The organism is Streptosporangium sp. NPDC006930 (assembly GCF_040635605.1).
Classification (GTDB): domain Bacteria; phylum Actinomycetota; class Actinomycetes; order Streptosporangiales; family Streptosporangiaceae; genus Streptosporangium.
Genome location: NZ_JBEYID010000017.1, coordinates 51,578 through 77,764, shown reverse-complemented (window position 1 = coordinate 77,764; position 26,187 = coordinate 51,578). Strand labels below are relative to the sequence as shown.

Below are 26,187 nucleotides of genomic sequence, written 5' to 3'. Positions count from 1 at the left end.
GCCCGGGGTCAGCTGAACCGCTGGTCGAGGTGGAACGTCACCTCGGCGCCGGCCTGGTCCTTGCCGATGAGCTTGCACAGCGCGGCCCTGATGGGAAGCCAGTGCGGGCCGTTGCCCGACGGCATGAGGGTGGCGGTGAACGGGTGGCCGTCGATCGTCCCACCGACCTTCACGGCTCGCCTCGTACCGAGGAGTTCGGCGGAGTCCGGCACGGTCACGAAGGTGGCGAAGGCTCCGTCCTTCTCAATAGGCGCCGTGAAGGCGTGGTCGAGCGGTCGTGCGGGCTTCTGCGTGGACATCTTCGTCTCCTGAAGTCGTCTTGAGTCACCGGAGGTCATCGGGAAAGCCGTCTGCCGATGAGGTGTCGCCACCGGGCCGGAGGTTTTGGCGCCGGTGGAAGAGGTGACTCCCGCGACGGGATGGAATCGTCGCTCATGGGCGAGAATCGTCCGCGGACCGTCGGCGGGCAGGCGGACATCGCGCCAAACCATGATCGGGTGATCGGGGTGGAACCCCGATCACCCGATCACGGTCTCACACCCTCGGCTACTGGACCGCCCGCCCACCCGGGTGGGCGGGCTCCGCCGCCGGCACCCTGACCTCGGGCTGCTCGGAGTGTTTCCTCGCCTCCTTCGCCGCTCGTGTCGCCTTGATCGCGGCCTTCTTGCTCTTCCCCGAGCTCTTCGCGGCCTTGTTCCTGGAATCCTTGGCTTCCTTGGCGTCCGTCATCTTTTCCCCCGTTGTGCTTGATGGACGATGCCTTCGATTAGGCATTCAAGGAGGTTTAATACCCTTTGCGGGCATCAATCATCCACGTTCGGTGTCCTGCTGGACACGGAGCGTGTCCGGACGGCGTGATGGGACCCGTCGAGTGCCGGGCCGCATGTCGAAGTCCTGTGCTCCGACCGCCGTGCCCCACTCGCCGCGCACCGGGCCGGAAATCCGGTTGCGATCCCATCCGGTCGTACCCGACCATGAACGCATGTTCCGGCACGCCACTCTCGCGACGCCCGCCACCGCGGGCGCGCCGGAGCGTGCCCCGATGTCCGCCGCACCGCGGCTCGACGGCGCGGAGCGCTGACCCCTTCCCGTGAGTCCCGGGTGACCCGGCGGGGAGGGGTCGGCCGAGCACGGGTCGCCACCACAGGCGAGCATCGAGGGAAAGAACAGTCATGGCCAAGCAGGCCTACGTGCGGAACAAGCCGCACCTCAACATCGGCACGATGGGACACGTCGACCACGGCAAGACCACGCTCACCGCGGCCATCACCAAGGTGCTCAGCGAGCGGGGCGGCGCGAGGTACGTGCCGTTCGACCGGATCGACCGCGCTCCCGAGGAGGCGACGCGGGGCATCACGATCAACATCTCCCACGTCGAGTACGAGACGGCCACGCGGCACTACGCGCACGTGGACATGCCGGGCCACGCCGACTACGTGAAGAACATGATCACGGGAGCGGCGCAGCTCGACGGGGCGATCCTGGTGGTGTCCGCGCTGGACGGGATCATGCCGCAGACCCGCGAGCACGTGCTGCTCGCGCGGCGGGTGGGGGTCGAGCACGTCGTGGTCGCGCTCAACAAGTCCGACGGGGCCGACCCGGAGCTGGCCGACCTCGTCGAGCTGGAGCTGCGGGAGCTGCTCGCCGAGCACGGCTACCTGGACGTGCCCGTCGTCAGGGTCTCCGGGCTTCGGGCGCTGGAAGGAGACCCGGAGTGGATGGCGTCGGTCGAGGCGCTGCTCCAGGCGGTCGACGACCACGTCCCGGTGCCGGTCCGCTACACCGACGCCCCGTTCCTGCTCCCGGTGGAGAACGTGCTCACCGTCACCGGGCGGGGCACGGTCGTCACCGGGGCGATCGAGCGCGGCACGGTCAAGGTCGGTGACACTGTCCAGGCCGTCGGGCTCGGCGAGGGTTTCACCGCCGTCGTCACCGGGGTCGAGACTTTCGGCAGGACCATGGAGCGGGGCGAGGCCGGTGACAACGCGGCGCTGTTGCTGCGCGGGGTCCGGCGCGAGCAGGTGCGGCGCGGTCAGGTGCTGGCCGCACCCGGCTCCCAGAGCGCCCACCGCGCCTTCACCGCCCGCGTCTACCTCCTGACCGGGCAGGAGGGCGGGCGCAGCGGCGCCGTCGCGACGGGTTACCGGCCGCAGTTCTACCTGCGGACGACCGACGTACCGGGCCGGATGGACCTGGGGGACGCCGGCCTCGCGCTGCCCGGCGAGACGGTCGAGGTGACCGTGGAGCTCGGCAGGCCGGTGGCGCTGGAGGCCGGTCTCGGCTTCGCGATCCGCGAGGGCGGCAAGACGGTCGGCGCGGGAACGGTGACGGCCCCGCTCGGCTGAACCGGGCTCCGTGCGATCCGGTGCGAGCCGCGTCGGACGGCCATTCGATGCGGGCCGTGCCGGTGATGTCCCCGCACCGCGTGACGATCCGGTACGGACTGTGCCGGTGACATCCCCGCCTCCTGCGGTGAGCCGCCGTACGAGGCGGGTGATGTCACCGGCGCGAAGATCGTCACCCTTCTCGCGAGGTCGGCGGGCGGCCCGGTCAAGGGCTCCCACTCATGTCCCGCCCCCGCCCCCGCCGTCGGGGGCGTGGACGTGGCGTCAAGTGATCTGCCGGGTGGTGCGAAGGGAAGGCCGAGGGCGGTGGAATGTCGAGATCGCGGAGAAGGCTGGGAATCGCCCGACACCCCTGCCGGCGCCGTATCGCCCCCGTGAGAGGGCATGATCGCGTGCTCAGATTGCGTCCAGGAAAAGAACGGGTAAATCGAAGCTCTCGGAAAGGATAATGATCTTCACGATTGGGCAGAACGTCCGCACACGGCTTGCGTTCCGGGGAGGTGATGCATGGCCTGGTCACAAGACGAGGAGCGCATGCTGCTGCAGATCGAGCGGCACCTCATCGACGAGGATCCACGACTCGCCGCGCGGCTGGAGTCGTTCAACGAGCGCGTCCAGCGCAAGGAGGGCGGCGGCCGCAGGCGTGGCGCGAGGAAGGGGCGGAGCCGGTCCTCCCGGCGTCTCCGCCGCTCGACGGTGATCATCATGTTCAGCTGGCTGCTGATCGCGACACTGATCGCCACGCTTCTCATCATGGTGCTACGTCACGAGGCGGTCGCGGCGCTCCCGTTGTGATGGTGGCCGCCACCTTCGTCCGTCGGTCGATGTCGCGATCGCCCGACCGCTCGGAGCACTCCGAGCGTTCGCAGTGAAGACGGCGGGTGGTGCGGAGGCTCGGTCGGCGGCCGGTCGCGGCGTGTGTTCAAGCGGCGAGTTCACGAGGGCGGAGTACGGCTCCGGCGGGGTGACCGGCGGGTAGGCGCAAACGGCCGGATCGGCCGCGTCGCCCAACGAGGTGCGGCCGGAGGTCCGGCAACGGACGGCTCGCGCGAGATCAGCCGAGAGCGCGCAGGAAGTCGGCGGCCACCGGGGCGGCGACCGCGCCGCCGCCCGAGCCTCCCTCGACGATCACCGCGAAGGCGACCTCGCCGCGGAACCCCATGAACCAGGCATGCGTCTTCAGATCGCCCTGCTCGCCGTACTCTGCGGTCCCGGTCTTTCCCCGGGTGCCCCGGGGCAGGCCCGCGTCCTTGGCGGTGCCCTTGGTGACGACCGCGGACATCATCTGATGCATGCTCGGCATGACCTCCTCGGGAAGGGCCTGCGGCTGCACTTCCTGCTTGAGCGAGGGGACCAGGGTCGGCGGACGCCAGGTGCCGTCGGCGAGCGCGGCGGCGACCGAGGCCATCATCAGCGGGCTGGCGGTGATCCGGCCCTGGCCGAACGACTCCGCAGCCAGTTCGGCGTCGCTCTCGGCCTTGGGAAAGCTGCCCTTGGCGGCCGCGACGCCGATGTTGAGCGGCTTGTTGAAACCGAACAGCTCCGCGGTGCTCAGCAACTTGTCGGCGCTCAGCCGCTCCTTGGTCAGCGGGGCGATGGTGGTGTTGCAGGAGTAGGCGAAGGAGTCGGACAGCGACACCGAACCGTAGGCGGCGTGGTTGGAGTTGCGGATCGGCAGACCGCCGACCGTGACGTCCTTGGGGCAGGTGACCCGATCACGAGGGCTCATTCCCTCGGCCAGCAGTCCCACGGCGGTGACCGCCTTGAAGGTCGAGCCGGGAGGGTAGTTGCCGTCCAGGGCACGGTTGAAGCCGCCCACGTTGTTCACCACCGCGAGAATCTCGCCCGACGAGGGCCTGATCGCGACCAGGGCGGCGGTCTTCTTCAGGTCGCGGACCGCTCCGACGGCGGCCCGCTGGACCCGCGTGTCCAGAGTGGTCTCCAGATCCTCGCCGGCCTCACCCTTGATCGTGTCGAGCGTCTTGATCGTCTTCTTGTCCGCGCCGACGAGTTCGATCTCGGTGTCCGGGGTGCCGGCCAGGCGCTTCTGGAAGGTGTGCTGCAGTCCGCTCGCGCCGACCGCGTCGCCCACCTTGTAGGGCACGCCCAGCTTCGCGACGCTCTTCGCCGTGGCCTTCTCCAGGTAGCCGACGATCTGCTGCACCGAGCCGCCCGCGTCGGAGCCGTCGATGCGGCCGCCGTTCGCCGAGGTGATCGCGGCTCGCTCCGGCCACTTCGTCTTCAGCGCGAAGGCGGTGTTCGCGGTCAGGTCGGGGTGGACGGCCTTGGGCGACCACCTGACCCGCCAGTGCCGGTCGACGACCGCGAGGTCGACGCTGCCGGAGTAACTCCACTCACCGACGTCCTTGAGCTTCAGGGTGGCGGTGTAGGCGGCCTGTCCCGTGCCGTCCCCGGTCTCGCTCACCCCGTCGAGCCGCACCGTGGTGCTCTGCACCGCCAGGGCCTTGCGCATGTTCTCGTACGCCGCCGGGAACGCCGGGTCCGGCGCTCCCAACTCGGCGCGCATGCCCGCCAGGTCGCCGCGCTGCCAGGCGCCGACGAACCGCTCCGCGGTCTCCTGGGGTGTTCCCCTGGTGTGCAGGTACCACCAGGCGCCGCCCCCTGCGGCCCCCGCCACCAGGACGACGGCTGCCGACGTGATCGCGATCGTTCTGCCCCGTGCCACCTGATCCCCCCAGATCTTTTCGCCCAAGGGCCGCAGCCTAGCGTGCGCTAACGCGACATATGTCCATAAAAGATCATTTGGTCTGTGAACGGCTGGGTGCGTAGCTTGTCGCGTACTCTTGGCCGGAAAGCTCCTGGATCGCGAACATGATCTCGTCGGTCACCCTGCGCCGGTCGCGCGCGCTCGTCTCCGAGCCGGTGAAGGTCATCGGCTTGCCGATGCGTACGTTCACCCGGCCCAGCCTGGGCCTGGCCGCCCCGATCGGCAGCACCTCACCGGTGCCCTCCATCGCCACCGGGACCACCGGAGCGCCGGTGGCCAGGGCCAGCCAGGCGACGCCGACCTTGCCCCGGTAGAGGCGTCCGTCGGGGGAGCGGGTGCCCTCCGGGTAGATGCCGAACAGCTCGCCCTTCCTGAGCACCTCCGCCGCCGCGTCGAGCATGTCCTGGGCCGAGGTGGGGCTCTGCCGGTCGATGCTGATCTGACCGGTGGCGCGCATCCACATGGCGGTGACGGGATTGCCGGTGAAGTACTCGGCCTTGGCGACGAAGCGCACCTGGCGCTTGAGCACCAGCGGCAGGAAGGTCGAGTCGAGGATCGACAGATGGTTGGAGGCCATGATGGCCGGACCCGAGACGGGGACGTGCTCGTGTCCGGTGACCGTGGTCGGCCAGAGCAGGTGCAGCATCGGAGCGCTGACGATCTTGGTCAGGCGATAGAGCACGGGCTCTCCTCATGGGACGGGTTACACAACACTAGGCGGTGGCCCGACGGCCAACGGTTGTACGCACCCACACAAGCGGAGCTCACAGGTTTGTAGCCCTCCTCCAACACCATCGCGCTTTTCCGTGACGAGTCCGATGAAACCGCTCACCAGGCACGAAGGGAGCAGGGAGAAAAAGAAACGCCCCGCGGGCCGGAGGGGCCCGCGGGGCGTGACGTTTGGTGCCGATGTGGCGGTCGCCTCCTCGGCGAGAGGCACAACACGGCTCCAGCCGAACGGTATTCCGTGAAGGCGGTAATTTGCGGCCCGGGGGACACAAACCACATCGGCACGATCACTCTAACCGACGTCTGCCGCTGGTTATTCCGCTTTGAGGGCACCGGCGTGTCCCGCGCGGTCGCGGGACCCGAAGATCCGCAGGTCGCAGCTCTTCGATGCTCTTCCGGAGAACCGTCGGCCGAGCCCGCCGTCACCCGTGTTCGGCGGGTGTTCACCGGTGGGCGGGCGGCGAGCACCGCCTCGGCGGTACGAAGCCGCGAGACGTCCCTTATTCGCGGGACGTGAATCTTTCACCCGCTTCCGCCTGCTGTCCCCAACTGGACAACGGGTGTGAGGGCGGCGTTTCCCGAGCTCTCGAAGGCCCTTCCCCAGGCCTCACACGGACGCGGGGAGGCGATGACCGTAGGGACGATGACGGTATCTGTACATCCTCCGGAAACCGTCCGAACCTGGAACCGCCGACGGGGGCGGGCGGCAGTCAACGGGGTGCCTCAACAGGAGGAGAATCATTCGTGAGACTTGGTAAGGGCTCGTCAAAGAACAGGGTTCTGGCGTCGGCCGCGGCCACCGTGCTCCTCGCGGCCGGGGCCGTCATGGGCGGAACGGCCACCTCCGCCGCCGCGGCGGCCGGTTGCGAGGTGACCTATACCTCGCACAGCTGGGGCACCTCGTCGGGCGGCTTCACCGCCTTCATCGACATCACCAACACCGGAGACCCGATCTCGGGCTGGGCGCTGACGTTCACGTTCCCGAGCACCCAGCGGATCACCAGTGGCTTCAGCGCGCAGTGGAGCCAGAGCGGCCAGCAGGTCACCGCCGGAAACCCCGCGTGGGGCGGATCGCTCGGCTCCGGAAAGACCTTCGGCATCGGCTTCAACGGAACCTGGACCGGCGGCAACCCGCCGCCGACGGACTTCGCCCTCAACGGCGTGCCGTGCACGGTCAGGCTGGTGCCGAGTCCCGCCCCCTCACCCAGCCCCTCGCCCTCCCCCCCGCGGCTGCGGATCCTCCTCTCCCCCTCCAAAATCACGGTGCCCGAGGGCGGCACGGCCAGCGTCCAGGTACGGCTCAGCCAGCAGCCCCCGGGCAACGTCATCGTGGGCAGCGCGCGGGTCTCCGGCGACACGGACCTGTCCGCCGGACCGCCGCTGACCTTCACCCCGGACAACTGGGACGTCCCTCAGCCTCTCACCGTGACGGCGGCCGAGGACGACGACGCGGTGAACGGCCTGGCGACGTTCGACTCCCGCAGCAGCCAGATCACCGGCAGCAGCGCCTTCCTGTGGACCGCCGTCGAGCAGGACAACGACTAGCGCACTCGCCGCCCACGGCGCCGCACCGCCGGAGCGGGGTGGTCCTTCCCCGGCCGGACGGCCTGCAGGCCACCCCGCTCAGACGGGGGCGCTCAGGGACGGCACCGCCTCGGGCAGGGGGTCCACGGCCGCCTCCGATCCCACGAGGATGGCCGAACGGGGGGTGCGCTCGCGCACGTCCTCGCTGCGGATCGCCATCACGGCGGGCGGGCTGCCCAGGTCGCCGTACCGGACGGCGACGGCTGCGGTGATCGCCCGGCCCGCGTCGGCGACCGTCTCCCTCGCCGAACCGGGTGGGTGCGCCACCGACAGATGGCCCAGCAGCGCCGCGAACCGCAACTCCTCGGCCGCCGCGCGGGAAAGCCCGTCGTCGGACGGCGGCAGCGGCCGGTCCAGCCAGAACACCCCGCCACGCAGGAGCGCGGGGTATGTCACCTCGTCCCGCTGGAGCGTGAGCACGGAATCAGCCAGCAGGCGCCCGAACTCCTTCAGGTCGGTATCGGGCGGCAGATCGGTCGTGACCAGCAGCGAAACCCGCAGTGCGTCCACCATGAGCGGCTATCCCTCCTTGAGGTGGCTCATAGTAGGGGTCGCCACCGACAGTTATGGCGCGCCCGGTGAAACGTGTCGGGATCAGATCTCGGCCACGATGCCGCGAGAGGGGGCGTCGGCGGCGGCCGTGCGGGTCCCCGGACGGATGCGGACCGGTCTTCGACCGGCCCTCGACCGGGCGAGGGCCGGTGCGGGCCGGCTTTCGCCCGGTCCACGGCCGAGGGCCGGATGAGAGTGGGGCCATCCTCCGGAGGCGGACCTTCGCCGGTGGTCAGAGGGGCTTGGGCGCGGGAAGGGTGATCCTGTCTACGGCCTCGCGGCGGCGCCGTTCCGGGCGACGGTCGTAGCGCGCGGTGGTGGCGGGGGAGGAGTGGCCGACGAGGGCCTGCGCGGTGGCCAGGTCCACCCCGGCGTCGAGCAACTCGCCGATGAAGGTGCGCCGGAAGTCGTGCGGGGTGCGCGCCGAGGCCCCCGCCTCGGCCAGGCGTCTGGCCAGGATGTCGGCGACGGCCTGCCCTGTCATGGGGGCGGGCCCGCCGTTCCTGACCCGCAGTCGCCCGAGCCTGCTGATGGGGCAGAACAGGGCGCCGGCGGGGCGGCCTCGCACCGCGAGCCAGCGTTCCATCCTGGCGAGGGCCTCGGTGGTCAGGTAGACCAACCGCTCCTTGTCGCGCTTGCCGCGTACCCGCAGCGAGCGCGACCCGGGATCGTAGTCGGCGAGCGCGAGCCCGGCGATCTCGGCGCGGCGGCAGCCGGTGGAGTAGAGCGCCGCGAGCAGGGCGGCGTCGCGGACCCCCGCCGGTGAGTCGTCGCGGTCGCACGCGGCGAGCGCGGCGCCCACCACCTCGGGCGGCACGTGCAGGCCCGCGGGCAGGCGGGTGTGCTCGACGGTCGGCAGGTCGGCGGCGCGCTGGTACTCCTCGGCGGTCATCAGGCCGAGCCGCCAGGCCTCGCGCAGCACCCTGCGCAGCGCGACCAGGTGCTTGTTGACGTACGACGGAGACCAGCCGCGCTCCGTCATCAGGGCGCGGATGCGCACGGTGTGCTCGTAGCGCAGCAGGTGCCAGGGCTGACCGGCGCCCGAGGAGACCTCGTCGCCGGAGACGAGCGCGGCGAGCCTGTCGAGGCAGCCGCGCATGGTGCGGCGGGACTCCGGGCTGGTCAGCGAGTCGAGATACACCCGATAGGGATCTCGCGCGGGCTCGATGGACGGGCCGGGCGAGGCGGGGACGGCTGGCACGCTCACCATGCGGATCCTAGCGGCCGCCTGTGGGAATCTACGCTGTAAAGGAGCCAGGATGAGGCAGAAAGCCCCAGACCGTGTCCAGGCCCATGGGCATGTCGGAGGCGATGAGTGTGTGGTTGGCTGTTCGCAATGAACATTTCATCACGGGCTTCCGCCTATCTCAGGGCGTACGACGAGCAGTTGCGGGCCAGGCCGATGCCGGGTCGCACTGCCGAGCGGATCGGGCCGCTGCTGAGGACCGTGTCGAACGGTCATGGCCAGGGTTTCCTGACATATCGGGACCTGGGTGGTCTGGCGGGCGCCGAACTCGACGCCTTCATCGTGGGTCAGCGGGACTTCTTCACCCGGGTCGGACGCGAGGTCGAGTGGAAGTACCACGGCTACGACCTGCCCGCGGACCTGCCCGAGCGGCTCGCGGCGGCCGGATTCGAGCCGGGGGAACGGGAGACGGTGTTCGTCGGCGAGGCCGGTGAGCTGGCCGACACCAAGGCGGCGCCCGTGGGGATACGGCTGCGCGAGGTGACGGGGCGGGACGATCTGGAGCGCATCCGCGAGTTGGAGGAGACGGTCTGGGACGCCGATCACAGCTGGCTGCCCGGCATGCTGGAGCGCGACCTCGCCGGGCCCGGGGATCCGTGCGCGGTGGTGATCGCCGAGGCGGACGGGCAGGTGGTGTGCGCGGCGTGGGCGCGCTTTCACGAGGGCACCGACTTCGTCTCGCTCTGGGGCGGTTCGACCCTGAAGGAGTGGCGGGGCAGGGGGGTTTACGGGGCGATGGTGTCCTACCGGGCGGAGTTGGCGGCGGGGCGGGGCTTCCGCCTGGTGCAGGTGGACGCTTCCGACGACAACCGCCCGATCCTCGCCAGGCTGGGCCTGGAGGCGATCACGACGGTGACACCGTACGTGTGGGTGCCACCGACCCTCTGATCACCCGGGATGTTTTGTCGGACGCCGGCGATATCCTGGCGCGGATCCGCGAACGGACATCACGGGTCGCCGGGCCCCGGGGCCGCGACATCGTGACGCGTCACGAGAGGACACGCATGCCCGAGGTGCTCAGCCGGCGCGCGCTCAACCGGGCCACGCTGGAGCGGCAGCTGCTGCTGGCTCGTGCGGAGCTGTCCGCGCTGGAGGCGGTCCGGCATCTGTACGGCATGCAGGCCCAGGCGCCGAATCCTCCCTACATCGGGTTGTGGACCCGCCTGTCGGGGTTCGCCCACGACGATCTCGCCCGGCTGATCAACGAGCGCCTGGTGGTGCGGCTGTCGCTCATGCGCTCCACCATCCACCTGGTCACCGCCGACGACTGCCTGGTGTTGCGCCCGCTGCTCGGCCCCATGTTGGCGCGGGGCCTGCGCGGTCCCGCGCACGGCAGGGGCCTGGCGGGGGTGGACCTGGACGAGCTCGCCGCCGTGGGGCGGAAGCTGGTGGAGGAGCGCCCCCTCACCTTCCGCGAGCTCGGTGCGCTCCTGCGGGAGCGGTGGCCGGAGGCTCCCGCCTCCGACCTGGCCGCCGGGGTGCGCAACACGCTGGCTCTGGTCCAGGTCCCGCCGAGGGGGATCTGGGGTGTGGGCGGGCAGGCCGCCCACACCACCGCCGAGGCGTGGCTGGGCCGTTCCCAGGACGAGCGGCCCAGCCGTGTATCCGCGGAGGAGGCGATTCGCCGTTACCTCGCCGCCTACGGTCCCGCCACGGTGATGGACGTCCAGCAGTGGTCGGGCATGACCCGCCTGCGGGAGATCGTCCGGGGGATGGGCCTGCGGACCTTCGCGACCGAGGACGGCGCGGAGTTGTTCGACCTGCCGGAGGCGTCGCGCCCGGACCCCGGGACTCCCGCCCCGGTGCGCTACCTGCCGGAGTTCGACAACACGCTGCTGTCGTTCGCCCAGCGGACCAGGACCCGTATCACGGAGGAGGAGTACCGCAGGCGGATCTTCACCGTGAACGGCATCATCAAGGCGACGGTGCTGGTCGACGGTTTCGTACGGGGCATGTGGAAGGTGACGCGAAAACGGGGCGAGGCGATCCTGGAGGTCGAGCTCTTCGCGCCGGTGAGCGAGGGGGAGCGGGCGGACCTGGAGGTGGAGGGGGCACGCATGCTCGACTTCGTCGCCCCCGAGGCGACGTCCCGCGACATCCGCTTCCTCGAAGCCTGAGCCCGTCGTTCCCACGACGGCCGGAGTGGGAGGCGTCACTTCCGCGGGGCGGAGGTCCAGGTGGTGTGGGTTTCCGTGCGACCGGAGCGGGGGCGCTTCCGCGGGGCCGAGGCCCGGGGCATCGTTCTTCGCGCGGCCGGAGCGGGTCATGGCGGCCTCGCGCGGCGTTCAGGGCGTGGGCGGCCGGGGCAGGCCCGAGACGACCATGGCGATCAGCGTCTCGTAGCTGGTGTCCAGGTTCTCTCCCAGGCCGAAACCGCCGACGGCCTCGATGGAGGCGAAGCCGTGCACGGCCGCGCGGAGGCAGCGGGTGGCGTGGATCGCCTCCGTCCCTTCCAGGCCGTAGCCGCGCAGCACGGCGAGGATCACCTCCATCAGGCGGGTCCCCGTGTCGACCAGTTCGGGATCGATCAGCGGGTTGTCGGGGAAGGCCGCGTAGCGGTGCGGGAAGTCGACCACGTAACTCCGCCAGGCGCGCATCAGGGCCGCCGTCGCCTCGTCGCGACTCCGGCCCATGGCCGCCGTGCCGAGCCTCGCCGTCATGTCGTCCATCACGCGCAGGCCGACGAGCTTGCGCAGCTCGGGCAGGCCCCGGACGTGCTTGTAGAGCGAGGGGGCGGCCACTCCCGTGCGGGCGGCCACCGCGGCGAGCGTCAGCGCACCGGGCCCCTCCTCGTCGATCAGGGCCAGCGCCGCGTCCACCACCGCACCGGAGGTCAGGCCGGCCCTAGGCACGGACCGCTCCGGTCAGGAAACCCGCCAGGGCGGCGAAGGTGGCCTCGGGCATCTCGGCGTGCGGGTAGTGGCCGGCGCCCTCGATCATCGCGACCTTGGCGGTGGCGGCGTACGGCCGCAGCACCTCCTTCGCCAGGTGTGCCTCGGCGGCGGGGTCGGGGAAGTCGGGATCCTTCGATCCCATGACGATCAGCACCGGGCAGGTCATGCGGGGGGCGCAGTCGGTCCAGTGGCCCTCGGAGGGGGCGACCACCCCCGAGACGGCGGCCATCCTGCCGGGCTCGCGCAGCGTGGCCCTCAGTTCGCGCAGGTAGCCGGAGAAGTCGGCGGGCCTGGCCGTGGGATAGAGCGAGCGGTAGTACATCCCCCACAGAAGCGGGCTCGCCATGACGAGGTCCTTCACCAGCCGCAGTATCAGGCTGAGCTGCGGCTGCCCGACGAAGGGCGCGAGCATGGCCACGGCGCTCACCTCGCCCTCGGCGGCGGTCGCCGTGGTCCACGCCGCCGCTCCCGCGCTGGAGGAGCTGCCGACCAGGACGGCGGGGCCGCCCAGGTGGCGAATCAGGGCCAGCAGGTCGGCGCCGACCGACTGGGGGCTGTAGTCGGGCCAGCCCGTGCTGGACTCGCCGTGGCCGCGCACGTCGACCGCGGCGACCCGGTAACCCATCTCCGCCAGCCGGGGCGCCAGGAACCGGAACGCCCCGCGGGTGTCGCCCATGCCGTGCGCGCACACCACCAGCGGCCCGTCCTGTGGCCCGCTGACCTCGTACGCCAGCCGTCCGCCTGCCACGTCCAGGAACTCCGTGCCCACCGCGTCCACTCTTTTGTTATTCGTCATAGCTTTTAAGCTATTGCTAATAGCTTTGTGCGTCAAGGTTGAGCCAGCAACGTCTTCTTGATGCCAATCGCGGGAATTGGCCATTCTTTTGGCGGAGAAGGTGCTCGATGATGTGGTCATGATCTCTGTCAGTGCTCTCGCGGGCATCGCCGCGGTCGCCCTCGGCCTGGTGCTCACCCCCGGCCCCAACATGATCTATCTGGTGTCGCGGTCGGTGACGCAGGGGCGCCTGGCCGGAATGATCTCGCTGGCGGGTGTCGCGGCGGGCTTCCTGGTCTACCTGCTCGCGGCGGCGGCCGGGATCGCCGCGATCTTCGCGATGGTGCCCGCCGTCTACGTCGGGATCAAGCTCGCGGGCGCCGCGTACCTGCTGTGGCTGGCCTGGAGGACGATCCGGCCCGGCGCCCGGCCGGTCTTCGCGCCCGGTGCCCTTCCCGCGGACCCGCCGCGACGACTGTTCTCCATGGGGCTGGTCACCAACCTGCTCAACCCCAAGATCGCCATCCTGTACGTGTCGCTGCTGCCGCAGTTCGTCGATCCCACCCGGGGGGACCCCGGCACGCAGAGCCTGCTGCTGGGGGCCACCCAGATCGTCGTCGCCCTCTCGGTCAACACGCTGATCGTGCTGACCGCGGGTTCGGTCGCGACCTTTCTCGGCGGGCGGCCCACCTGGATGCGCGTGCAGCGCTACCTGATGGGCGCCGTGCTCGGCGGGCTCGCCCTGCGCATCGCCACCGACCGCTCACCCGCCGGGGTCGCGTAGGCGCTCGTCCCCGCCTACCAGTGGCGGCCCGTCGCGATGTCGCCCAGGTGTGGCGTTGAGAGGTGCAGCACTCGATAGGCGGTCCCTTCCTCGTCGGCGGCGACCTCGTGTTCCCACAGCGTGAAGCGCACCAGTTCCCAGTGCCGGGGATCGACGGCGAGGGCCGCGGAGTGCACGCCCGCCATGCCGGAGTATCGGCGCAGCTCGGCCAGTGCCCGTTCGACCGCGGTGGCGGGGTCCGTGTCGGCGGGGATCGGGTCGGTGCGGCGCGAGGCCGCGCGGGGAACGGTCTCCGACGAAAGCCCCCGCTCGTAGCCGGCGCCGGTCCAGTGCCGGATCACGGGCCTGCCGAAGTCTCGCACGATGTTCTGGAAACCGCCTCCGCCCCATAGGAAGCCGTTCATACCGGTGAGGGAACTCCACAGGTAGAAGGGTGAGTACTGGTTGACCGTGGAACCGTCGACGCCTCGCTCCCTGACCAGGTACGCCTTGAGCCCCAGCCCGGCGTAACCGTCGAGTGCGTGCCCTCTGGTCGCCACCCGCTCACGGATGATCCCCATGTCGTAGTCGGCGGGCAGCCCGATCTCGTACTGCATGGCGTGCACGAAGGAAGTCCCCCTGGTGATGGAAGAATGCGGTTTTCGTCGCTCAGCCGTGACTGAGGTCGATGACGCAGAAGAGATTGCCCTCGGGGTCGGCGAGGACCACGAAGTCGGGGTCGTCCGGGTAGAGGTCCCAGGCGACCCGTTCGGCGCCCAGTGACACCAGCCGCTCCACCTCGACGGCCTGCTCGGCGGCGTCGGAGGCGAACAGGTCGAGGTGCGTCCGAGGATGCTTTCGAACCGGCGTCCGCGTCACGTCGAGCGCCAGTGGGACGCCGGTCCCCTTCGTCGGCTCGATCACGGTCCAGTCGTCCCCGGCCTGGCCTTCGCGGGGCACGTAGCCCAGCGCCCGCGTCCAGAACCCGACGGCGCGGTCCATGTCGGTGACGCCCAGCACCACCTGCCCGATCCTCAGCATCCCCCAATGCTGGCAGGAAACCCTCGCCGGTGGAAAACCGATATCCCGTGGTCGTTGCCGGTGTTCTCCGGCGTCGGGCTTCTGATCCGCCCTGACGGTTACATCGTCCGGAGTACTTCGGATGAGGGGGTCGGCTCAGGTGCCGACCCCCTTCGATCATCTGGGTTCCCGCGGGTTCTTTCTGGTCCCGTCCTGTCAGAAGTCGTCGGCGGTGCGCATCCGGTCACGGATCCAGACGCCGGCCTCCTTCAGTGGCGCGGTGCCGGTCCACGGGCCTCCGGCGTCGCACGTACCGGTCTTGAAGACCGCGCCGGAGCGGTGGTCGTCGGAGAAGTTCCAGTTCACCCAACTGATCTTCTTGCTCGCCATGAGGTCGAGGTAGCGCTGGGACATGGTGAAGTCGTTGGTGTCCTCCCCGGCGTAGTTCTGCGTGCCGAACTCGGTGACGAACATGGGGATGCGGTCGGCCGCACGGGAGAGCGTGTTGAGGTACTCGGTGCCGTGCGAGGCCGCGTAGAAGTGGAAGGTGTACATGATGTTCGTGGCGTTGACCGGGTTGCCCGTCACCTCGGTCTCCGAAGCGCCCTCGGACACCCCGAGCGACGACCAGGCGCGGGTGCCGACGAGGACGATCCCGTCGGGGTCCTGCGCCCGGATCACCGGGATGATCTGCTCGGCGTAGCTCTTGATGGCGCCCCAGCTCACGCCGTTCGGCTCGTTGGCGACCTCGTAGATGACGTTCGGCTTGGCGGCGTGCCGCTGGGCGATCTCGGTGAAGAAGGTCCTGGCTCGGGCGAGGTTGTAGTTGGGGTCTCCGGGAGTGAGTATGTGCCAGTCCACGATGACGTACATGCCCTGCGCGCTGACCTGCTCGATGAGCGTGTGCGCGAGGTCGGTGAACGCCCGCGGGTTCGTCTCGTAGCCGTCCTCCTGCACGTACGTGGACAGGCGGACGACGTCGGCCTTCCAGTCGGTCGCCAGCGCGGTCAGCGAGCCGGTCGTGACGCACTGGCGGTACCACTGCAGGCCGTGGGTGCTCATGCCGCGCAGCTGGATCTGCTTGCCGTTCTTGTTGCACAGTTTGGTGCCGCAGACGCGCAGTTGCCCGTTGGCCGCGACCGGCGTGCCGCCACCGCCGCTCGCCTGGGTCGTCGCCGTGACGGACGCGCTCCTCGCCGACTCGTTGTTCGCGGCGTCGCGGGCGGTGACGGTGTAGGTGTGGGTCGTCGAGGCGGCCAGTCCGGAGATCGTGGCGGTCGTGCCGGTCACGGTGGCGACCACGGCGGAGCCCTCGTAGACCCGGTAGTCCTTGACCGTGCCGCTGTTGTCGGTCGAGGCGTTCCAGGCCAGGCTGATGGAGCCGGAGGTCGTGCCGGTGCTGCGCGGGGAGGACGGCACGCTCGGCGGCGTGGTGTCGCCGGGGTTCTGCCCGCCGCCGCAGGGGGCGCCGTTGAGCGTGCAGTTGACCGGTGAGCCGGAACCGGAGGCGATGAAGCCGAAGGTGGTGCTCGCCCCGGGGGCGAGGGTGCCGTTGTACTCCCGGTTCTTGAAGGTGTACCGGCTGCCGCTGCTGGTCATCAGGGAGTCCCAGTACGTTCCGAGACTCGTGCCCGACGGGAGGTCGAAGGAGACCGTCCAGCCGTTCAGCGTGGCGGTCCCGGTGTTCTTGACCGTGTACTGACCGCTGTAGCCGCTGCCCCAATCCTGCGCCTTGGTGAACGTCGCGGTGTCCGCGTGGGCGACGGAGGGGACGATCAGGGTGAACAGTAACGTCAGTAGCCCGGTCAGCACCAGGGCTGGGGTGGTGCGCCGCATCATCGCTCCTTGCGTGGGGGGACAGGGGCAGATCATGGCTCTTTATTAGGAAAGTTTCCTAACGTGACACGTGACGTTAGGTGGACGGAGCCTGTCATGCAAGACCTGGGTCCCCATTCCCCGCGGGGAAATTTAATCGACGGGACACTTTCCCGCTGTTTTCCCAGGGCTGAATCGCCCGCCCCGCACGCCGCGCGCCGGAGGCGGCCGCCGGCGCGTCCGCGCACGGCTTCGCGTCCGCGCACGGCTTCGCTCCCGGACCGGACGCCGGTCAGCCGAGCGGGCCCGGCCCCTGCCCGATGATCCGCTCTCCGAGCCTGGTGACGAGCTGGGCGCGTGCGTGGGAGGGAAGGGTGCAGCCGTGCGCGACAAGGGTGTCGAGCGCGGGCAGGTCGAGGAGCACGCTCCAGTCCTGGACGTCGTCGCAGTAGGAGACGTCGAGGTGGCGGAGGTCCTTCAGCGCCTGGAGCGGAGCCAGCGACCGCACGGGCGTGTTCCTGATCGACAGGTGCTCCAGGGTGCGGAGGCCCTCGATGCCGTCCAGGCCGGTCAGCGGTGTGTGCTCCAGATCCAGCCGGGTCAGAGAGGTGAGGGCCGAGATGTCCTCGGGGATGCGGTGCAGGCGGCTGCCTGACAGGTCGAGCTCCTCCACCCCGGTGGGCGCGGCCAGGGCCGAGAGAAGGAGCGCCGGGGGCGGGAGTATCACCGGCCGGGGCTGGGCGAGCACCGGTGAGCGCCCGGCGGCCGCCTCCTGCAGCACGCGCCACCCGTCCACCGGCGCGCCGTGCCCGCCGAGACGGACATACCCCGAGGGCAGCCACGGCGCGAGCCGCTCGGCCACGATGTCGGCACGGTCACCGGCACCGATGACTCCGGCCCGCAGCAGGCCGTAGTGCTCGTACGCGTGCTCGGCGGGAACGAACAGGTCCGTCACGATGTCCCCGCCCACGACGAGGACCCCGTCGTTGCCCGAACAGAAGATCACTCCCGCCGCGACCGTGCCGAGCACCAGGTGGTCGGCCGCGCTGTGGATCGCGCGGGCACGCAGGTCGCCGGTGACCGCGAGGTAGCTCTCCGAGGCGTCGCCGTCGTCGAGAAGCCCTTCCACCGCCAGTCCGCCGATCACGATCAGCGGAGCCTTCACGTCGAGCCCGCCGGGAACGTACGTGTCGCCGAACCAGATCGTGGCCCGGTGCACGATCCACCCCGACTCCGTTCGCTCCGCCCCGTCGGGGAAGACCGAGGGCGTCTCGCCGGGAAACGCCAGCGACCACGCCTGCGCGAACAGCAGACCGTAGACGGGAGGCATGATGTGGTGCGGCCACTCTTTGGCCTGGGCCGGTCGACGTAACCAGGATCCGATCGGGTGCAACTCCTCCGTGAGGTCGCCGAAATAGTTCAGTGCCTCCGCGCCGGCCCCGGCCTGTTGCCGAAGCACCTTCAACGCGTCACCGAGACGCTCCGACGCCCCGGAGAAATGCTCACCCGTCAGATCCATGTCACATACCGTACTCATCACCACGAATTCTGATGGCCGTTCGGGTGACGCTCCCGGATGACGGGCGTGTCGGAAACCACGGGGCGCGACCGTGCGGTGACGAAGGGCAAAGTGGATCTTCGCTGGGACCTCGGGTACCGTGCCCGGGGCCCCTGAGCGCTCCGGCGCGGCCCGTGAACACGGACCGGGGACCGGGCACGGACTGGGCACGGACCGACGCAGGCCGACGCAGACCGGCGCGGCCCTGAACGTGGACCGGGCGCGGATCGAGCACGGACCTGAGAGGGTACCGGGCAGGGGCGGGCGCGGAACATCGTGACATTGGAAGGATGGATACATATATGGAGGCCGGAAATCGCCGGACCCTGCGGTTGCTCGTCACCGGAGGCGGGACCGGTGGTCACACCTACCCCGCGCTGACCACCGTCGAGGCCCTGCGCGACCACGCCGCCGCGCGAGGGCTCGACCTGGACGTGCTCTGGGTCGGTACGGAGGCCGGCCTGGAGGCCCGCGTCGCGGCGGAGCACGGCATCCCGTTCCGCGCCATCACGGCGGGGAAGCTCAGGCGCTCGCCCAACCCGCGAGAGCTGGCGACCAACCTCGCGGACATGTTCCGGATCCCGGTCGGCGTGTTCCAGGCGTTCGGCATCGCCGCCCGCCATCGCCCCGACGTGGTGCTGTCGACCGGCGGGTACGTGTGCGTGCCGCTGGGGGTCGCCTCGCGGGTGCTGGGCCGGCCGTTGGTCATGCACGAGCAGATCACCTCCCTCGGCCTGGCCAACCGCATCCTGTCGCGCTTCGCGCGGCGGATCGCGCTGACCCATCCCTCCTCGATCGAGCATCTGCCCGCGAGGGTGCGCGACCGGGCCGTCGTCACCGGCAACCCGGTCCGTCCGCACCTGCTGCGTGGCAACGTCGACGCGGGACGGCGCCACTTCGGGCTCTCCGCCGACCTGCCCCTGGTCTATGTGACCGGTGGCGCCCAGGGGAGCCGCCAGATCAACACCATGGTCGAGGCGATCCTGCCCGACCTGCTCGCCCGCGCGCAGGTGATCCACCAGTGCGGCCCCGGCTGGATCGCGCAGCTCACCCGTACCGCCGCGGGGCTTCCCGTGGGGTTGCGCGACCGCTACCGCCCGGTGCCCTACGTCGGCGCCGAGCTGGCCGACGTGTTCGCCGCGGCCGATGTCGTGGTCTCCCGCAGCGGGGCGGGCACGGTCGCCGAGCTGACCGCGGTGGGCAAGCCGTCCGTTCTCATCCCCCTGGTGCCCTCGGCCGCCGACGAGCAACGCCAGAACGCCCGCTACCTCGCCGAGGCGGGCGCCGCCCGTGCTCTCCTGGAGGACGGTCCCACCGCCGACCACCTCCTGGCCGAGCTCGACGCCCTGCTGCACGACCCCCGGGCCCGCGCCGCGATGGCCGGTGCCGCCGGAGCCCTCGGCCGCGTCGACGCCGCCGACAGGCTGGCACTGGTGCTCCTGGAGGCGGCGGGGACGGACGGCAAGGCCGGTTGAGCCCGATGCCGGAGTCCCGGGGAGAGCCGGCCGGACGGGACGGCGGCCGGTGTTCCGGGAAGAACCGGCCGGGCGGGAAGGGGTGACCTTCCCGATGTGAGGGGCGTCGGCGGGAGTCTCCTCGGCGTCCGCGCGAGGTAGGTGTCTCCTGGCCGAAGGTTTACCGAAAAGGCGGTGGCGGCCCGGCGCCTGCCGAAGTGGGGCCTGAGTAATCTGGCGACCGCACGAAGTGAAGTGTGGTGGAGCCGAGAACATCGCACGGTGAACGTTCGTCCTGGATTTCCAGGAGATGTCGCGGGTGACCGTGCGGTCTCACCCGGCGGCATGCTCCCGGGCAGGCGCGTCTTTCGTGGAGCCTTCCCGGCATGGAGTTTCACGCAGACCGTCCCCGAGAGACAGGTTGGCCATTGACCCGTCAGGAAAAATTCTCGCCCGAGGTGACCGGCGAGACGCGCGACCGGCTCACCGACTCCCGCGCCGACGCGTTCGGCGGCAATCTGCACGTCGGTTACTGGATGGACGAGCACGACGAGGCGTCCGCCGCCCAGGCGACGGACCACCTCACCGACCTGGTGGCCGAGCGCCTGGAGGTCGTTCCCGGGGAGCGCGTCCTGGACGTGGGGTCCGGCACCGGCAGGCCCGCCGTACGCATCGCCACCGCGCGCGACGTGCACGTCACCGGGGTCACCCTGAGCGAGTACCAGGTGCGGCTGGCAGAGGCCCGCCCCGAGGCGGGTCAGGGGCAGGGGCGGGCCGACTTCCAGCTCGCCGACGCGATGTGGCTCCCCTTCGACGACGCCTCCTTCGACGCCGCGTACGCCATCGAGTCCCTCGTCCACATGGAGAACCCGGCGGCGGCCCTTGGCGAGATCGCCCGGGTGCTGCGTCCCGGCGGGCGGTTCGTGGTGGGGGAGTGGTATCTGCTCGACTCTCTCACCGGCGACGCCGCCGAGGCCATGGAGGACCTCTCCCGCGGCTTTCATGTGCACTTCGTGCCCACCATCGAGGAGTTCTACGAGGAGATGGACCGGGCCGGGTTGAAGATCGAGATATTCCATGACATAGGGGCAAATATCCGTAGGTCTTTCCGGCTCGTGGACGACCTCCTCCCGGCCTCCGTGATGCGACTCGGAGGCGAGATCGCCGAGCAGCTCACCGTCTGCGGGGAGATATACCGGCGCTTCGGGCAGATCCCGCAGATCAGCTACGCCCTGTTCACCGCGGTCCGCCACTGAGAGCCCCGTCCCTTGCCGGATTCGAGGGAAGGCGGCCTGCCCCCGACGGGCGCCGGCCGTGTGATCGGGCACGGTGGCCTTCACCGCCGCACCGGTGTCACCGTTACACCGGCGCGGCTCACGTCCGGCGGTGGGCCGCCAGCCGGTCGGCGAGTTCCCCGGGACGGCTCAGCGCGACGTTGTGACCCCCGTCGATCTCCTCGGCAATCATGTCCAGACGCTCCCTGACGAGGCGGCGCATGAACTCGGCGGGAAGATAGCGGTCGTCGCGGCACAGGAGGAACACCGTCGGCACCGCCGGCCAGGCGGCGAGCGGCCACGGGGCGGCGAAGGGAGTGGCCGACTGGTCGAGGCTCCTCCTTCGAGCCTCCGCCACCAGGCCGGACGGGACGTCGTGAAAGAACAGGGCCGTCTCGTCGTCCGGTGCCCGGCCGTCCTGCTCGTCCCGCTCTCGCCTCGCCCGCTCCCAGCCGCTGTTGGCCCACCAGTCGCCCGGCGGCTCGCCCGGCACCGGGATCATGGCCGTGACCAGCACGAGGAGTTCGACCGGTATCCGCTCACACACCAGCGGTGCGGTGAATCCACCGAAGGAGTGGGCGACCACGACGAGATCGGTACGGTCACCGACGGCATCGACCACCGCGTCGGCGTACTCGGAGAGCCCGGCCGAATCGTCGTCGCAGGGAAGGTCGGGCGTGACCACGTCATGACCGCGCGCCCGTAGTTCGGCGGCCGTCAGGTGCCAATACCACGAGTCGGACGCGGCGCCGGGTATCAACACGTAGGTGCTCATGTTGGATGGTCCCTCCGAGAAGTGTGCCGTGGGCGGGTTCACGATCGGCCCCTGCGCTTGAAATCCTCCACGCCGCCGCCTCCGGGCAGGCGGGTCTGGAAGTCGAGGACCCCGACCCAGGTGGGGCGGACGGCGATGCGGGCCATTCTCGTACCGGGATGATCCACCGCCGCCACGTACGCCAGCCGTGCCAACTCCTTCGAAGCGAGCAGGCGCCGCGCCACGTCACTGTCCAGCAGGCGAACGTCGCCCTGTGGCAGCGTCATCACGTCTTCGTCGATCGTCATCGAGTGTGCTCCCCAACGGTGGTCGACCCCGCTCATCGGGGTCGTCCACCGTTAAGACGGGTGAGGCTCCCGAAAGGGGTCACCGTCCGAGGGCGCGTCGTCCGGGGGCAGCGTCGGCGGCAGTCCGAACGCGGCCAGCAGGTGCGGTTCGAAGACGGTGATCTCGGAGATCTCACCGTTCGCGATCCTCAGCACATTGAGCGCCTGAGCCCGGTAGGCGGACTCACCCGGCAGCCGGATGTAGCCCGCCACGGCCGGCTGCCGGTTCGCCCGCGTGGGGATGCTCCGCCACCGTCCTCGATACAGCGGTGAATCGGGGCCGAAGGCATGTGCGGCGAAGGACTCGATCGCGTCGCGGCCGGAGAACCAGAACGGGAGCGGAGGCATCGTCATCCGCGCCTCCTCGCTCAGCAGCTTCGCCAGGGCGGCGGGGTCGGCCTTGTCGTGGGCATCCATGAAGCGTCGCAGCAGTTCTCGCTCCTGAGCGGTCGGAGCCGTCGACGGCGCCCATTCGAGACGTCGTTCCGGAAGGTGGGTCCTCAGGGTCGATCGTGCTCGCTTCAGGGCGCTCTTGACCGAGTCGACACTGATCTCAAGCTGCGCGGCGGTCTCTTTCGCGGACCAGCCGAGTACATCGCGCAGGATCAGCACGGCCCGCTGCCTGGGCGGCAGATGCTGGATGGCGGCGAGGAACGCCAGCTCGATGGTCTCCTTGCCGACGGCGGCCGCGTCAGGCTCCATGCCGTCGGACGCGACCGGCTCCAGTAGCTCATCCGGGTAGGGCTGCAACCATCGGACCTCGAACGGCGGCGAGCCCGGCTGCGCCGGTCCCGCGTCCCGAGGTCGCGGACGGCGGGGGTGCCGGTCGAGGAAGTCCAGGCACGCGTTCGTCGCGATCCGGTAGAGCCAGGCGCGGACGGTGGAACGGCCGTGGAAGGTCCCGCGTCCGCGCCACGCCCGCAGAAACGTCTCCTGCACCAGGTCTTCCGACTCCTCGAAGGAGCCGAGCATCCGATAGCAGTGCACCCGCAGTTCCCGCCGATGACGCTCGACAAGCTCGGTGAACGTCCGATCGTCGCCCGCGAGCACGGCCGCCACCAGCGCGCTCTCCTCGGCCCTCACCTCATCCGCGATTCACTCGACTCATGGACGCCACGCTATCCCCACCCGGGCGCGGGGTACGGAGAGGTCGTGGTCGTCGGGCACGGTCGTCCAGGGGGAGCCCGGGCACGTCGGCGAAGCGGCGTCTACCCGGGCATATCGCGACCTGTGGTCACCCGCCGTTTCCTGAGACGACCGCTTTCAGGGCCGCCTGGAGGATGTCCAGTCCGGCGTGCAGTTCCGAGTCGCTGATCGTGAGCGGTGGTGCGAGCCTGAAGATTCCCCCCATTCCCGGCAGCTGGACGATGTTGACGTGGAGCCCGCGCTCCAGGCACGCCATGGTCAAGACTTTTCCGAGCGCCTCCGCCGGAGACTTGCTCGGCCGGTCCGTCACCAGTTCCAGGCCCTGCAGAAGCCCGCGGCCGCGGACGTCGCCGACCACCTCGAAGCGGTCACGCAGGTCCAGCAACCGCTCGTTGAGCTGCTTGCCCAGGATCGCGGCCCGCGCCACGAGGCCGTCGCGTTCGATGACGTCGAGCACGGTCAGCGCGACGGACGCCGCGAGCGGGTCCGAGACGTGGGTCGTGAAGAACAGGAACCCGCGTTCGTGACAGACCTCCTCGATCCGCGGCGACGTGACGACGACCGCCACCGGCAGGCCCGCGCCCAAGGTCTTGGAGAGCGTCAAAAGGTCCGGGACGACGCCGTCGCGTTCGAAGGCGTACATCTCGCCGGTGCGTCCGAGTCCGGTCTGGGCCTCGTCCGCGATCAGCAGCATCCCGCGTTCGGCGCACATCTCCTTCAGCCGCCGCAGGTATCCGGCCGGGAGTTCGATGATTCCGCCGGAGGACAGGATCGGCTCGACCAGGCACGCGGCCAGGCTTCCCGAAGACTGCTGGTCGACGAGGGCGAACCCGTACTCAAGCTCGGCCTCCCAGTCGTACGACCCGTCCGCGTGACGGAAGGGGGATCGGTACGCGTTCGGCGAGGGGAGCGTGAGGTTGCCCGGCATGGGCGGGCCGTATCCCCGGCGACCGGCGGAGAAGGTGGCGGAGGAGGCGCCCGAGGTCATGCCGTGCCACGACCGGTCGAAGGAGACGATCTCGTACCTGCCGGTGTAGAGCTTGGCCATCTTGATCGCGGCCTCGTTGGCCTCCGCGCCGGTACTCAGCAGCAGGGTCTTGCTCAGGCCTTCGGGAAGCGTCGACGCGAGCCGGCCGGCCAGATCGACGACGGGCCTGCTCAGCATGCCGCTGTACAGGTGATCCAGCGAGGAGATCGACCGTGAGACCGCCGCGACCACGTCGGGGTGGGAGTGCCCGAGGATCGAGCTCATCTGACCCGAGGTGAAGTCGAGGATCGCCGTCCCGGCGTCGTCGTAGACATACGCCCCCGCCGCCCGTTCGATGACCTTTGGGGTGAACGTCGCGCCGTAGCGGATCAGGTGACGGCCAACATCATTCCAAAATGACGCATTTTTCATATTTGCTCATGATGGCATGGCCGTCCAACAGCGGTTCGCCGCCCTGCTGACGTTCACCACCGAAGGACTCTGGCGGGTAGCATCCAGACATGGATCCGGTGATCATGACCTCCGTCCTCACCCTCCCCGCGCTCGCGCTCCTGCTGATCCCGTTCCATGACGAATCCGGTGCGACCGACACCCGAAACCAGCTCGCCGGCCTTCGCACCCGGCAGACCCTCGCCTCCCGCGAGGCGTGGAACGCCGCGCACGCGTGGGCGAGGGCACCGATGCGCCGGCTGGCGGCGGCCGTGGGGCTGGTGCTCGCGGCCTCCGTCGTCGCCGCCGCGCTGTTCGATCTCCCGGAGGCGGTCGGCTACGCGATCATCGCCCTGCAGTTCACGCTCCTGGTCGGCGGGCTGCTCCTGATCGGCCGGCGCGCCAGCCGGATCGCGGCCGAGGTCAACAGCCGTGGCGAGGCCCCTCCGCCTTCCGTCTGACCCGCGGCGGAGACCCGCCATATCCGGGAGGCCACAGTGCCTTGACGGTGAGCCGTCCCCTGTTCGACGCCACCTGCCGGGCTTTCTCCCTCGGCCGCTATGGTGGCTGAGCCTATGGCTCGTCGGAGGACGTGATCCTCGACGAATTCACGGCGACCGCTCGAATCGATGTGATCCAAGCCACCCGGAGCCGACCTTGAGCAACCCCGAGATGTTCACCGAGATAGCTGTGGAGCAACTCGAAAACTACCGCCCGAAACTTTTCCCCCCGGCGGATCTCCACGATTTCTGGACGGCCACGCTGGCCGCCGCGGAGGAGTTTCCGCTGAGTGTGGAGGCGAGACTCGTGCGGGACACTCCGCTGCGTACGGTCGACGTCTACGACGTCACTTTCGCGGGGTTCGGCGGGCACCCGATCAAAGCGTGGTACCTGGTTCCGCGCGACCGGGCCGAGCTCCTGCCGACCATCGTCGAGTACGTCGGTTACGGCGGCGGCCGGGGGCTGCCGCACGAGTGGCTGTACTGGTCATCGGCCGGGCATCCGCACCTGATCATGGACACCCGCGGCCAGGGCAGCGCGTGGCGAACGGGTGACACCGCCGACCTGGGGGCTTCCGGACGACCGCACGTGCCGGGCTTCCTCACCGACGGGCTGCCCGACCGGGACCACTATTACTACCGGCGGCTGTTCACCGACGCGGTCCGCGCGGTGGAGGCCGCGGCCCAGTTGCCCGGCGCCGACCCGGCCCGCCTGGTGACCACCGGCACGAGCCAGGGCGGCGCGCTCGCCCTCGTCGCCGCCTCGCTGCGCACGGACGTGGCGGCCACCATGCCCAACGTGCCGTTCCTGTGTCACATCAAGCGATCGACGCAGGTCGCCACGGACGGGCCGTTCCCGGAGCTGGTGACGTGGTGCCACACGCATCACCGTCTCGTCGACCAGGCCTTCGCCGCGCTCGCCTACTTCGACGTCGCGATCCTCGCCAGGGACGCGCGCTGCCCGGCGCACTTCGGGGTCGCCCTGCGCGACGAGATCTGCCCGCCCTCCGGCGTCTACGCCTGCGTGAACCACTACGGCGGTACGAAGGAGGTCCTGGCGTACGAGTGGAACGGCCACGAGGGCGGCCAGGCACACCACCTCGCCGCGCAGTCGGCGTGGCTGGCCGAAATCCTTCCCTGACATTCATATTTCCGGCGGAACAATGAGGGGTGGCGGAATCTTCATTCGCTCGCCGCGGGCGCGAGCCGGGTGGGCCGGTGGTGCGCCCGCAGGGGGTTGCCGCCTCTCCCACGGACGTGATTCACTGACGTCACCCCCGAAACTG

Annotated in this window: 26 protein-coding genes; 10 read left to right on the top strand and 16 right to left on the bottom strand. The window is 70.0% G+C overall.

The window, feature by feature from the left end; translation table 11 throughout:
* Positions 1-8: 8 nt before the first annotated feature.
* Both ABZ664_RS27125 and ABZ664_RS27120 read right to left on the bottom strand, forming a co-directional pair.
* Positions 9-299, bottom strand: coding sequence for a DUF1905 domain-containing protein (locus ABZ664_RS27125; protein WP_362515676.1), 291 nt, complete (start codon positions 297-299; stop codon positions 9-11).
* Between the two features lie 247 nt (positions 300-546).
* Entirely contained in the window at positions 547-729 is a 183-nt protein-coding gene (locus ABZ664_RS27120; RefSeq protein WP_362515674.1) for a hypothetical protein, read from the bottom strand.
* 443 nt (positions 730-1,172) lie between these two features.
* Between ABZ664_RS27120 and tuf the strand changes: the two genes are divergently transcribed.
* Both tuf and ABZ664_RS27110 read left to right on the top strand, forming a co-directional pair.
* Entirely contained in the window at positions 1,173-2,345 is a 1,173-nt protein-coding gene (gene tuf, locus ABZ664_RS27115; protein WP_362515672.1) for an elongation factor Tu, read from the top strand.
* Positions 2,346-2,852: 507 nt separating this feature from the next.
* Entirely contained in the window at positions 2,853-3,140 is a 288-nt protein-coding gene (locus ABZ664_RS27110) for a DUF3040 domain-containing protein (RefSeq protein WP_362515670.1), read from the top strand.
* A gap of 259 nt (positions 3,141-3,399) precedes the next feature.
* Here the strand turns inward: ABZ664_RS27110 and ABZ664_RS27105 are convergent, their stop codons facing one another.
* Together ABZ664_RS27105 and ABZ664_RS27100 are read right to left on the bottom strand one after the other, a co-directional pair.
* Complete coding sequence (locus ABZ664_RS27105) at positions 3,400-5,058, bottom strand: penicillin-binding transpeptidase domain-containing protein (RefSeq protein WP_362515668.1); 1,659 nt, start codon at positions 5,056-5,058, stop codon at positions 3,400-3,402.
* Positions 5,059-5,104: 46 nt separating this feature from the next.
* Positions 5,105-5,755: a lysophospholipid acyltransferase family protein gene (locus tag ABZ664_RS27100; RefSeq protein ID WP_362515666.1), complete on the bottom strand. Its 651-nt coding sequence runs from the start codon at positions 5,753-5,755 to the stop codon at positions 5,105-5,107.
* A gap of 791 nt (positions 5,756-6,546) precedes the next feature.
* Here ABZ664_RS27100 and ABZ664_RS27095 point away from each other — a divergent pair.
* Positions 6,547-7,347, top strand: a complete 801-nt coding sequence (locus tag ABZ664_RS27095; protein ID WP_362515664.1) for a cellulose binding domain-containing protein — start codon at positions 6,547-6,549, stop codon at positions 7,345-7,347.
* A 78-nt stretch (positions 7,348-7,425) separates the two neighbouring features.
* Here ABZ664_RS27095 and ABZ664_RS27090 read toward each other — a convergent pair whose 3' ends face one another.
* A complete protein-coding gene (locus ABZ664_RS27090; protein WP_362515662.1) occupies positions 7,426-7,899 on the bottom strand; it encodes a hypothetical protein in 474 nt (157 codons plus the stop codon).
* Between the two features lie 271 nt (positions 7,900-8,170).
* Positions 8,171-9,148 (bottom strand): tyrosine-type recombinase/integrase, encoded by a 978-nt coding sequence (locus ABZ664_RS27085; protein ID WP_362515659.1) that lies wholly within the window; start codon positions 9,146-9,148, stop codon positions 8,171-8,173.
* Between the two features lie 126 nt (positions 9,149-9,274).
* Between ABZ664_RS27085 and ABZ664_RS27080 the strand changes: the two genes are divergently transcribed.
* Together ABZ664_RS27080 and ABZ664_RS27075 are read left to right on the top strand one after the other, a co-directional pair.
* Positions 9,275-10,072, top strand: coding sequence for a GNAT family N-acetyltransferase (locus tag ABZ664_RS27080; RefSeq protein WP_362515656.1), 798 nt, complete (start codon positions 9,275-9,277; stop codon positions 10,070-10,072).
* Between the two features lie 116 nt (positions 10,073-10,188).
* Complete coding sequence (locus ABZ664_RS27075; RefSeq protein WP_362515653.1) at positions 10,189-11,301, top strand: winged helix DNA-binding domain-containing protein; 1,113 nt, start codon at positions 10,189-10,191, stop codon at positions 11,299-11,301.
* A gap of 168 nt (positions 11,302-11,469) precedes the next feature.
* Here the strand turns inward: ABZ664_RS27075 and ABZ664_RS27070 are convergent, their stop codons facing one another.
* Entirely contained in the window at positions 11,470-12,036 is a 567-nt protein-coding gene (locus ABZ664_RS27070; RefSeq protein WP_362515650.1) for a TetR/AcrR family transcriptional regulator, read from the bottom strand.
* The gene (locus ABZ664_RS27065; protein ID WP_362515646.1) at positions 12,029-12,874 is read right to left on the bottom strand and encodes an alpha/beta hydrolase; all 846 of its coding nucleotides are present in this window, start codon (positions 12,872-12,874) and stop codon (positions 12,029-12,031) included. The genes ABZ664_RS27070 and ABZ664_RS27065 overlap by 8 nt, the downstream gene beginning before the upstream one ends.
* Positions 12,875-12,992: 118 nt before the next feature.
* On the opposite strand from ABZ664_RS27065, the gene ABZ664_RS27060 reads away from it, so the two are divergent.
* Positions 12,993-13,637: a LysE family translocator gene (locus ABZ664_RS27060; RefSeq protein WP_362515642.1), complete on the top strand. Its 645-nt coding sequence runs from the start codon at positions 12,993-12,995 to the stop codon at positions 13,635-13,637.
* 14 nt (positions 13,638-13,651) lie between these two features.
* On the opposite strand, the gene ABZ664_RS27055 is transcribed toward ABZ664_RS27060, so the two are convergent.
* From ABZ664_RS27055 to ABZ664_RS27040, 4 genes are all read right to left on the bottom strand, one after another.
* A complete protein-coding gene (locus ABZ664_RS27055) occupies positions 13,652-14,233 on the bottom strand; it encodes a DUF4865 family protein (RefSeq protein ID WP_362515892.1) in 582 nt (193 codons plus the stop codon).
* A gap of 52 nt (positions 14,234-14,285) precedes the next feature.
* Positions 14,286-14,657, bottom strand: coding sequence for a VOC family protein (locus tag ABZ664_RS27050; RefSeq protein WP_362515639.1), 372 nt, complete (start codon positions 14,655-14,657; stop codon positions 14,286-14,288).
* A 195-nt stretch (positions 14,658-14,852) separates the two neighbouring features.
* A complete protein-coding gene (locus tag ABZ664_RS27045) occupies positions 14,853-16,472 on the bottom strand; it encodes a cellulase family glycosylhydrolase (RefSeq protein ID WP_362515636.1) in 1,620 nt (539 codons plus the stop codon).
* Between the two features lie 271 nt (positions 16,473-16,743).
* A complete protein-coding gene (locus ABZ664_RS27040) occupies positions 16,744-17,970 on the bottom strand; it encodes a hypothetical protein (RefSeq protein ID WP_362515632.1) in 1,227 nt (408 codons plus the stop codon).
* Positions 17,971-18,311: 341 nt separating this feature from the next.
* Between ABZ664_RS27040 and ABZ664_RS27035 the strand changes: the two genes are divergently transcribed.
* Positions 18,312-19,484: a UDP-N-acetylglucosamine--N-acetylmuramyl-(pentapeptide) pyrophosphoryl-undecaprenol N-acetylglucosamine transferase gene (locus ABZ664_RS27035; RefSeq protein ID WP_362515630.1), complete on the top strand. Its 1,173-nt coding sequence runs from the start codon at positions 18,312-18,314 to the stop codon at positions 19,482-19,484.
* 407 nt (positions 19,485-19,891) lie between these two features.
* On the top strand, positions 19,892-20,719 hold the full coding sequence (locus ABZ664_RS27030) for a methyltransferase domain-containing protein (protein ID WP_362515627.1): 828 nt from the start codon (positions 19,892-19,894) through the stop codon (positions 20,717-20,719).
* Positions 20,720-20,837: 118 nt separating this feature from the next.
* On the opposite strand, the gene ABZ664_RS27025 is transcribed toward ABZ664_RS27030, so the two are convergent.
* The 4 genes from ABZ664_RS27025 to ABZ664_RS27010 form a co-directional block, all read right to left on the bottom strand.
* Positions 20,838-21,512 carry an alpha/beta hydrolase gene (locus ABZ664_RS27025; protein ID WP_362515625.1) on the bottom strand — a complete coding sequence of 225 codons (675 nt, stop codon included), beginning with the start codon at positions 21,510-21,512 and terminating at the stop codon, positions 20,838-20,840.
* Between the two features lie 38 nt (positions 21,513-21,550).
* Positions 21,551-21,799, bottom strand: coding sequence for a hypothetical protein (locus ABZ664_RS27020; RefSeq protein WP_362515623.1), 249 nt, complete (start codon positions 21,797-21,799; stop codon positions 21,551-21,553).
* 51 nt (positions 21,800-21,850) lie between these two features.
* Positions 21,851-22,921, bottom strand: coding sequence for a sigma-70 family RNA polymerase sigma factor (locus ABZ664_RS27015; protein ID WP_362515621.1), 1,071 nt, complete (start codon positions 22,919-22,921; stop codon positions 21,851-21,853).
* A gap of 151 nt (positions 22,922-23,072) precedes the next feature.
* Positions 23,073-24,383, bottom strand: a complete 1,311-nt coding sequence (locus ABZ664_RS27010) for an aspartate aminotransferase family protein (RefSeq protein ID WP_362515618.1) — start codon at positions 24,381-24,383, stop codon at positions 23,073-23,075.
* A gap of 89 nt (positions 24,384-24,472) precedes the next feature.
* On the opposite strand from ABZ664_RS27010, the gene ABZ664_RS27005 reads away from it, so the two are divergent.
* Positions 24,473-24,862 carry an SdpI family protein gene (locus ABZ664_RS27005; protein ID WP_362515616.1) on the top strand — a complete coding sequence of 130 codons (390 nt, stop codon included), beginning with the start codon at positions 24,473-24,475 and terminating at the stop codon, positions 24,860-24,862.
* Positions 24,863-25,058: 196 nt separating this feature from the next.
* The gene (locus tag ABZ664_RS27000) at positions 25,059-26,042 is read left to right on the top strand and encodes an acetylxylan esterase (RefSeq protein WP_362515614.1); all 984 of its coding nucleotides are present in this window, start codon (positions 25,059-25,061) and stop codon (positions 26,040-26,042) included.
* The last annotated feature ends 145 nt before the right edge of the window (positions 26,043-26,187 follow it).

Bases quoted from the DNA above. Each gene is read 5' to 3' on its own strand.
- ABZ664_RS27125 (WP_362515676.1), bottom strand. From the start codon at position 299: ATGTCCACGCAGAAGCCCGCACGACCGCTCGACCACGCCTTCACGGCG.
- ABZ664_RS27120 (WP_362515674.1), bottom strand. From the start codon at position 729: ATGACGGACGCCAAGGAAGCCAAGGATTCCAGGAACAAGGCCGCGAAG.
- tuf (WP_362515672.1), top strand. From the start codon at position 1,173: ATGGCCAAGCAGGCCTACGTGCGGAACAAGCCGCACCTCAACATCGGC.
- ABZ664_RS27110 (WP_362515670.1), top strand. From the start codon at position 2,853: ATGGCCTGGTCACAAGACGAGGAGCGCATGCTGCTGCAGATCGAGCGG.
- ABZ664_RS27090 (WP_362515662.1), bottom strand. From the start codon at position 7,899: ATGGTGGACGCACTGCGGGTTTCGCTGCTGGTCACGACCGATCTGCCG.
- ABZ664_RS27085 (WP_362515659.1), bottom strand. From the start codon at position 9,148: ATGGTGAGCGTGCCAGCCGTCCCCGCCTCGCCCGGCCCGTCCATCGAG.
- ABZ664_RS27080 (WP_362515656.1), top strand. From the start codon at position 9,275: ATGAACATTTCATCACGGGCTTCCGCCTATCTCAGGGCGTACGACGAG.
- ABZ664_RS27075 (WP_362515653.1), top strand. From the start codon at position 10,189: ATGCCCGAGGTGCTCAGCCGGCGCGCGCTCAACCGGGCCACGCTGGAG.
- ABZ664_RS27065 (WP_362515646.1), bottom strand. From the start codon at position 12,874: ATGACGAATAACAAAAGAGTGGACGCGGTGGGCACGGAGTTCCTGGAC.
- ABZ664_RS27060 (WP_362515642.1), top strand. From the start codon at position 12,993: ATGATCTCTGTCAGTGCTCTCGCGGGCATCGCCGCGGTCGCCCTCGGC.
- ABZ664_RS27055 (WP_362515892.1), bottom strand. From the start codon at position 14,233: ATGCAGTACGAGATCGGGCTGCCCGCCGACTACGACATGGGGATCATC.
- ABZ664_RS27050 (WP_362515639.1), bottom strand. From the start codon at position 14,657: ATGCTGAGGATCGGGCAGGTGGTGCTGGGCGTCACCGACATGGACCGC.
- ABZ664_RS27045 (WP_362515636.1), bottom strand. From the start codon at position 16,472: ATGCGGCGCACCACCCCAGCCCTGGTGCTGACCGGGCTACTGACGTTA.
- ABZ664_RS27040 (WP_362515632.1), bottom strand. From the start codon at position 17,970: ATGGATCTGACGGGTGAGCATTTCTCCGGGGCGTCGGAGCGTCTCGGT.
- ABZ664_RS27035 (WP_362515630.1), top strand. From the start codon at position 18,312: ATGGAGGCCGGAAATCGCCGGACCCTGCGGTTGCTCGTCACCGGAGGC.
- ABZ664_RS27025 (WP_362515625.1), bottom strand. From the start codon at position 21,512: ATGAGCACCTACGTGTTGATACCCGGCGCCGCGTCCGACTCGTGGTAT.
- ABZ664_RS27020 (WP_362515623.1), bottom strand. From the start codon at position 21,799: ATGACGATCGACGAAGACGTGATGACGCTGCCACAGGGCGACGTTCGC.
- ABZ664_RS27010 (WP_362515618.1), bottom strand. From the start codon at position 24,383: ATGAAAAATGCGTCATTTTGGAATGATGTTGGCCGTCACCTGATCCGC.
- ABZ664_RS27005 (WP_362515616.1), top strand. From the start codon at position 24,473: ATGGATCCGGTGATCATGACCTCCGTCCTCACCCTCCCCGCGCTCGCG.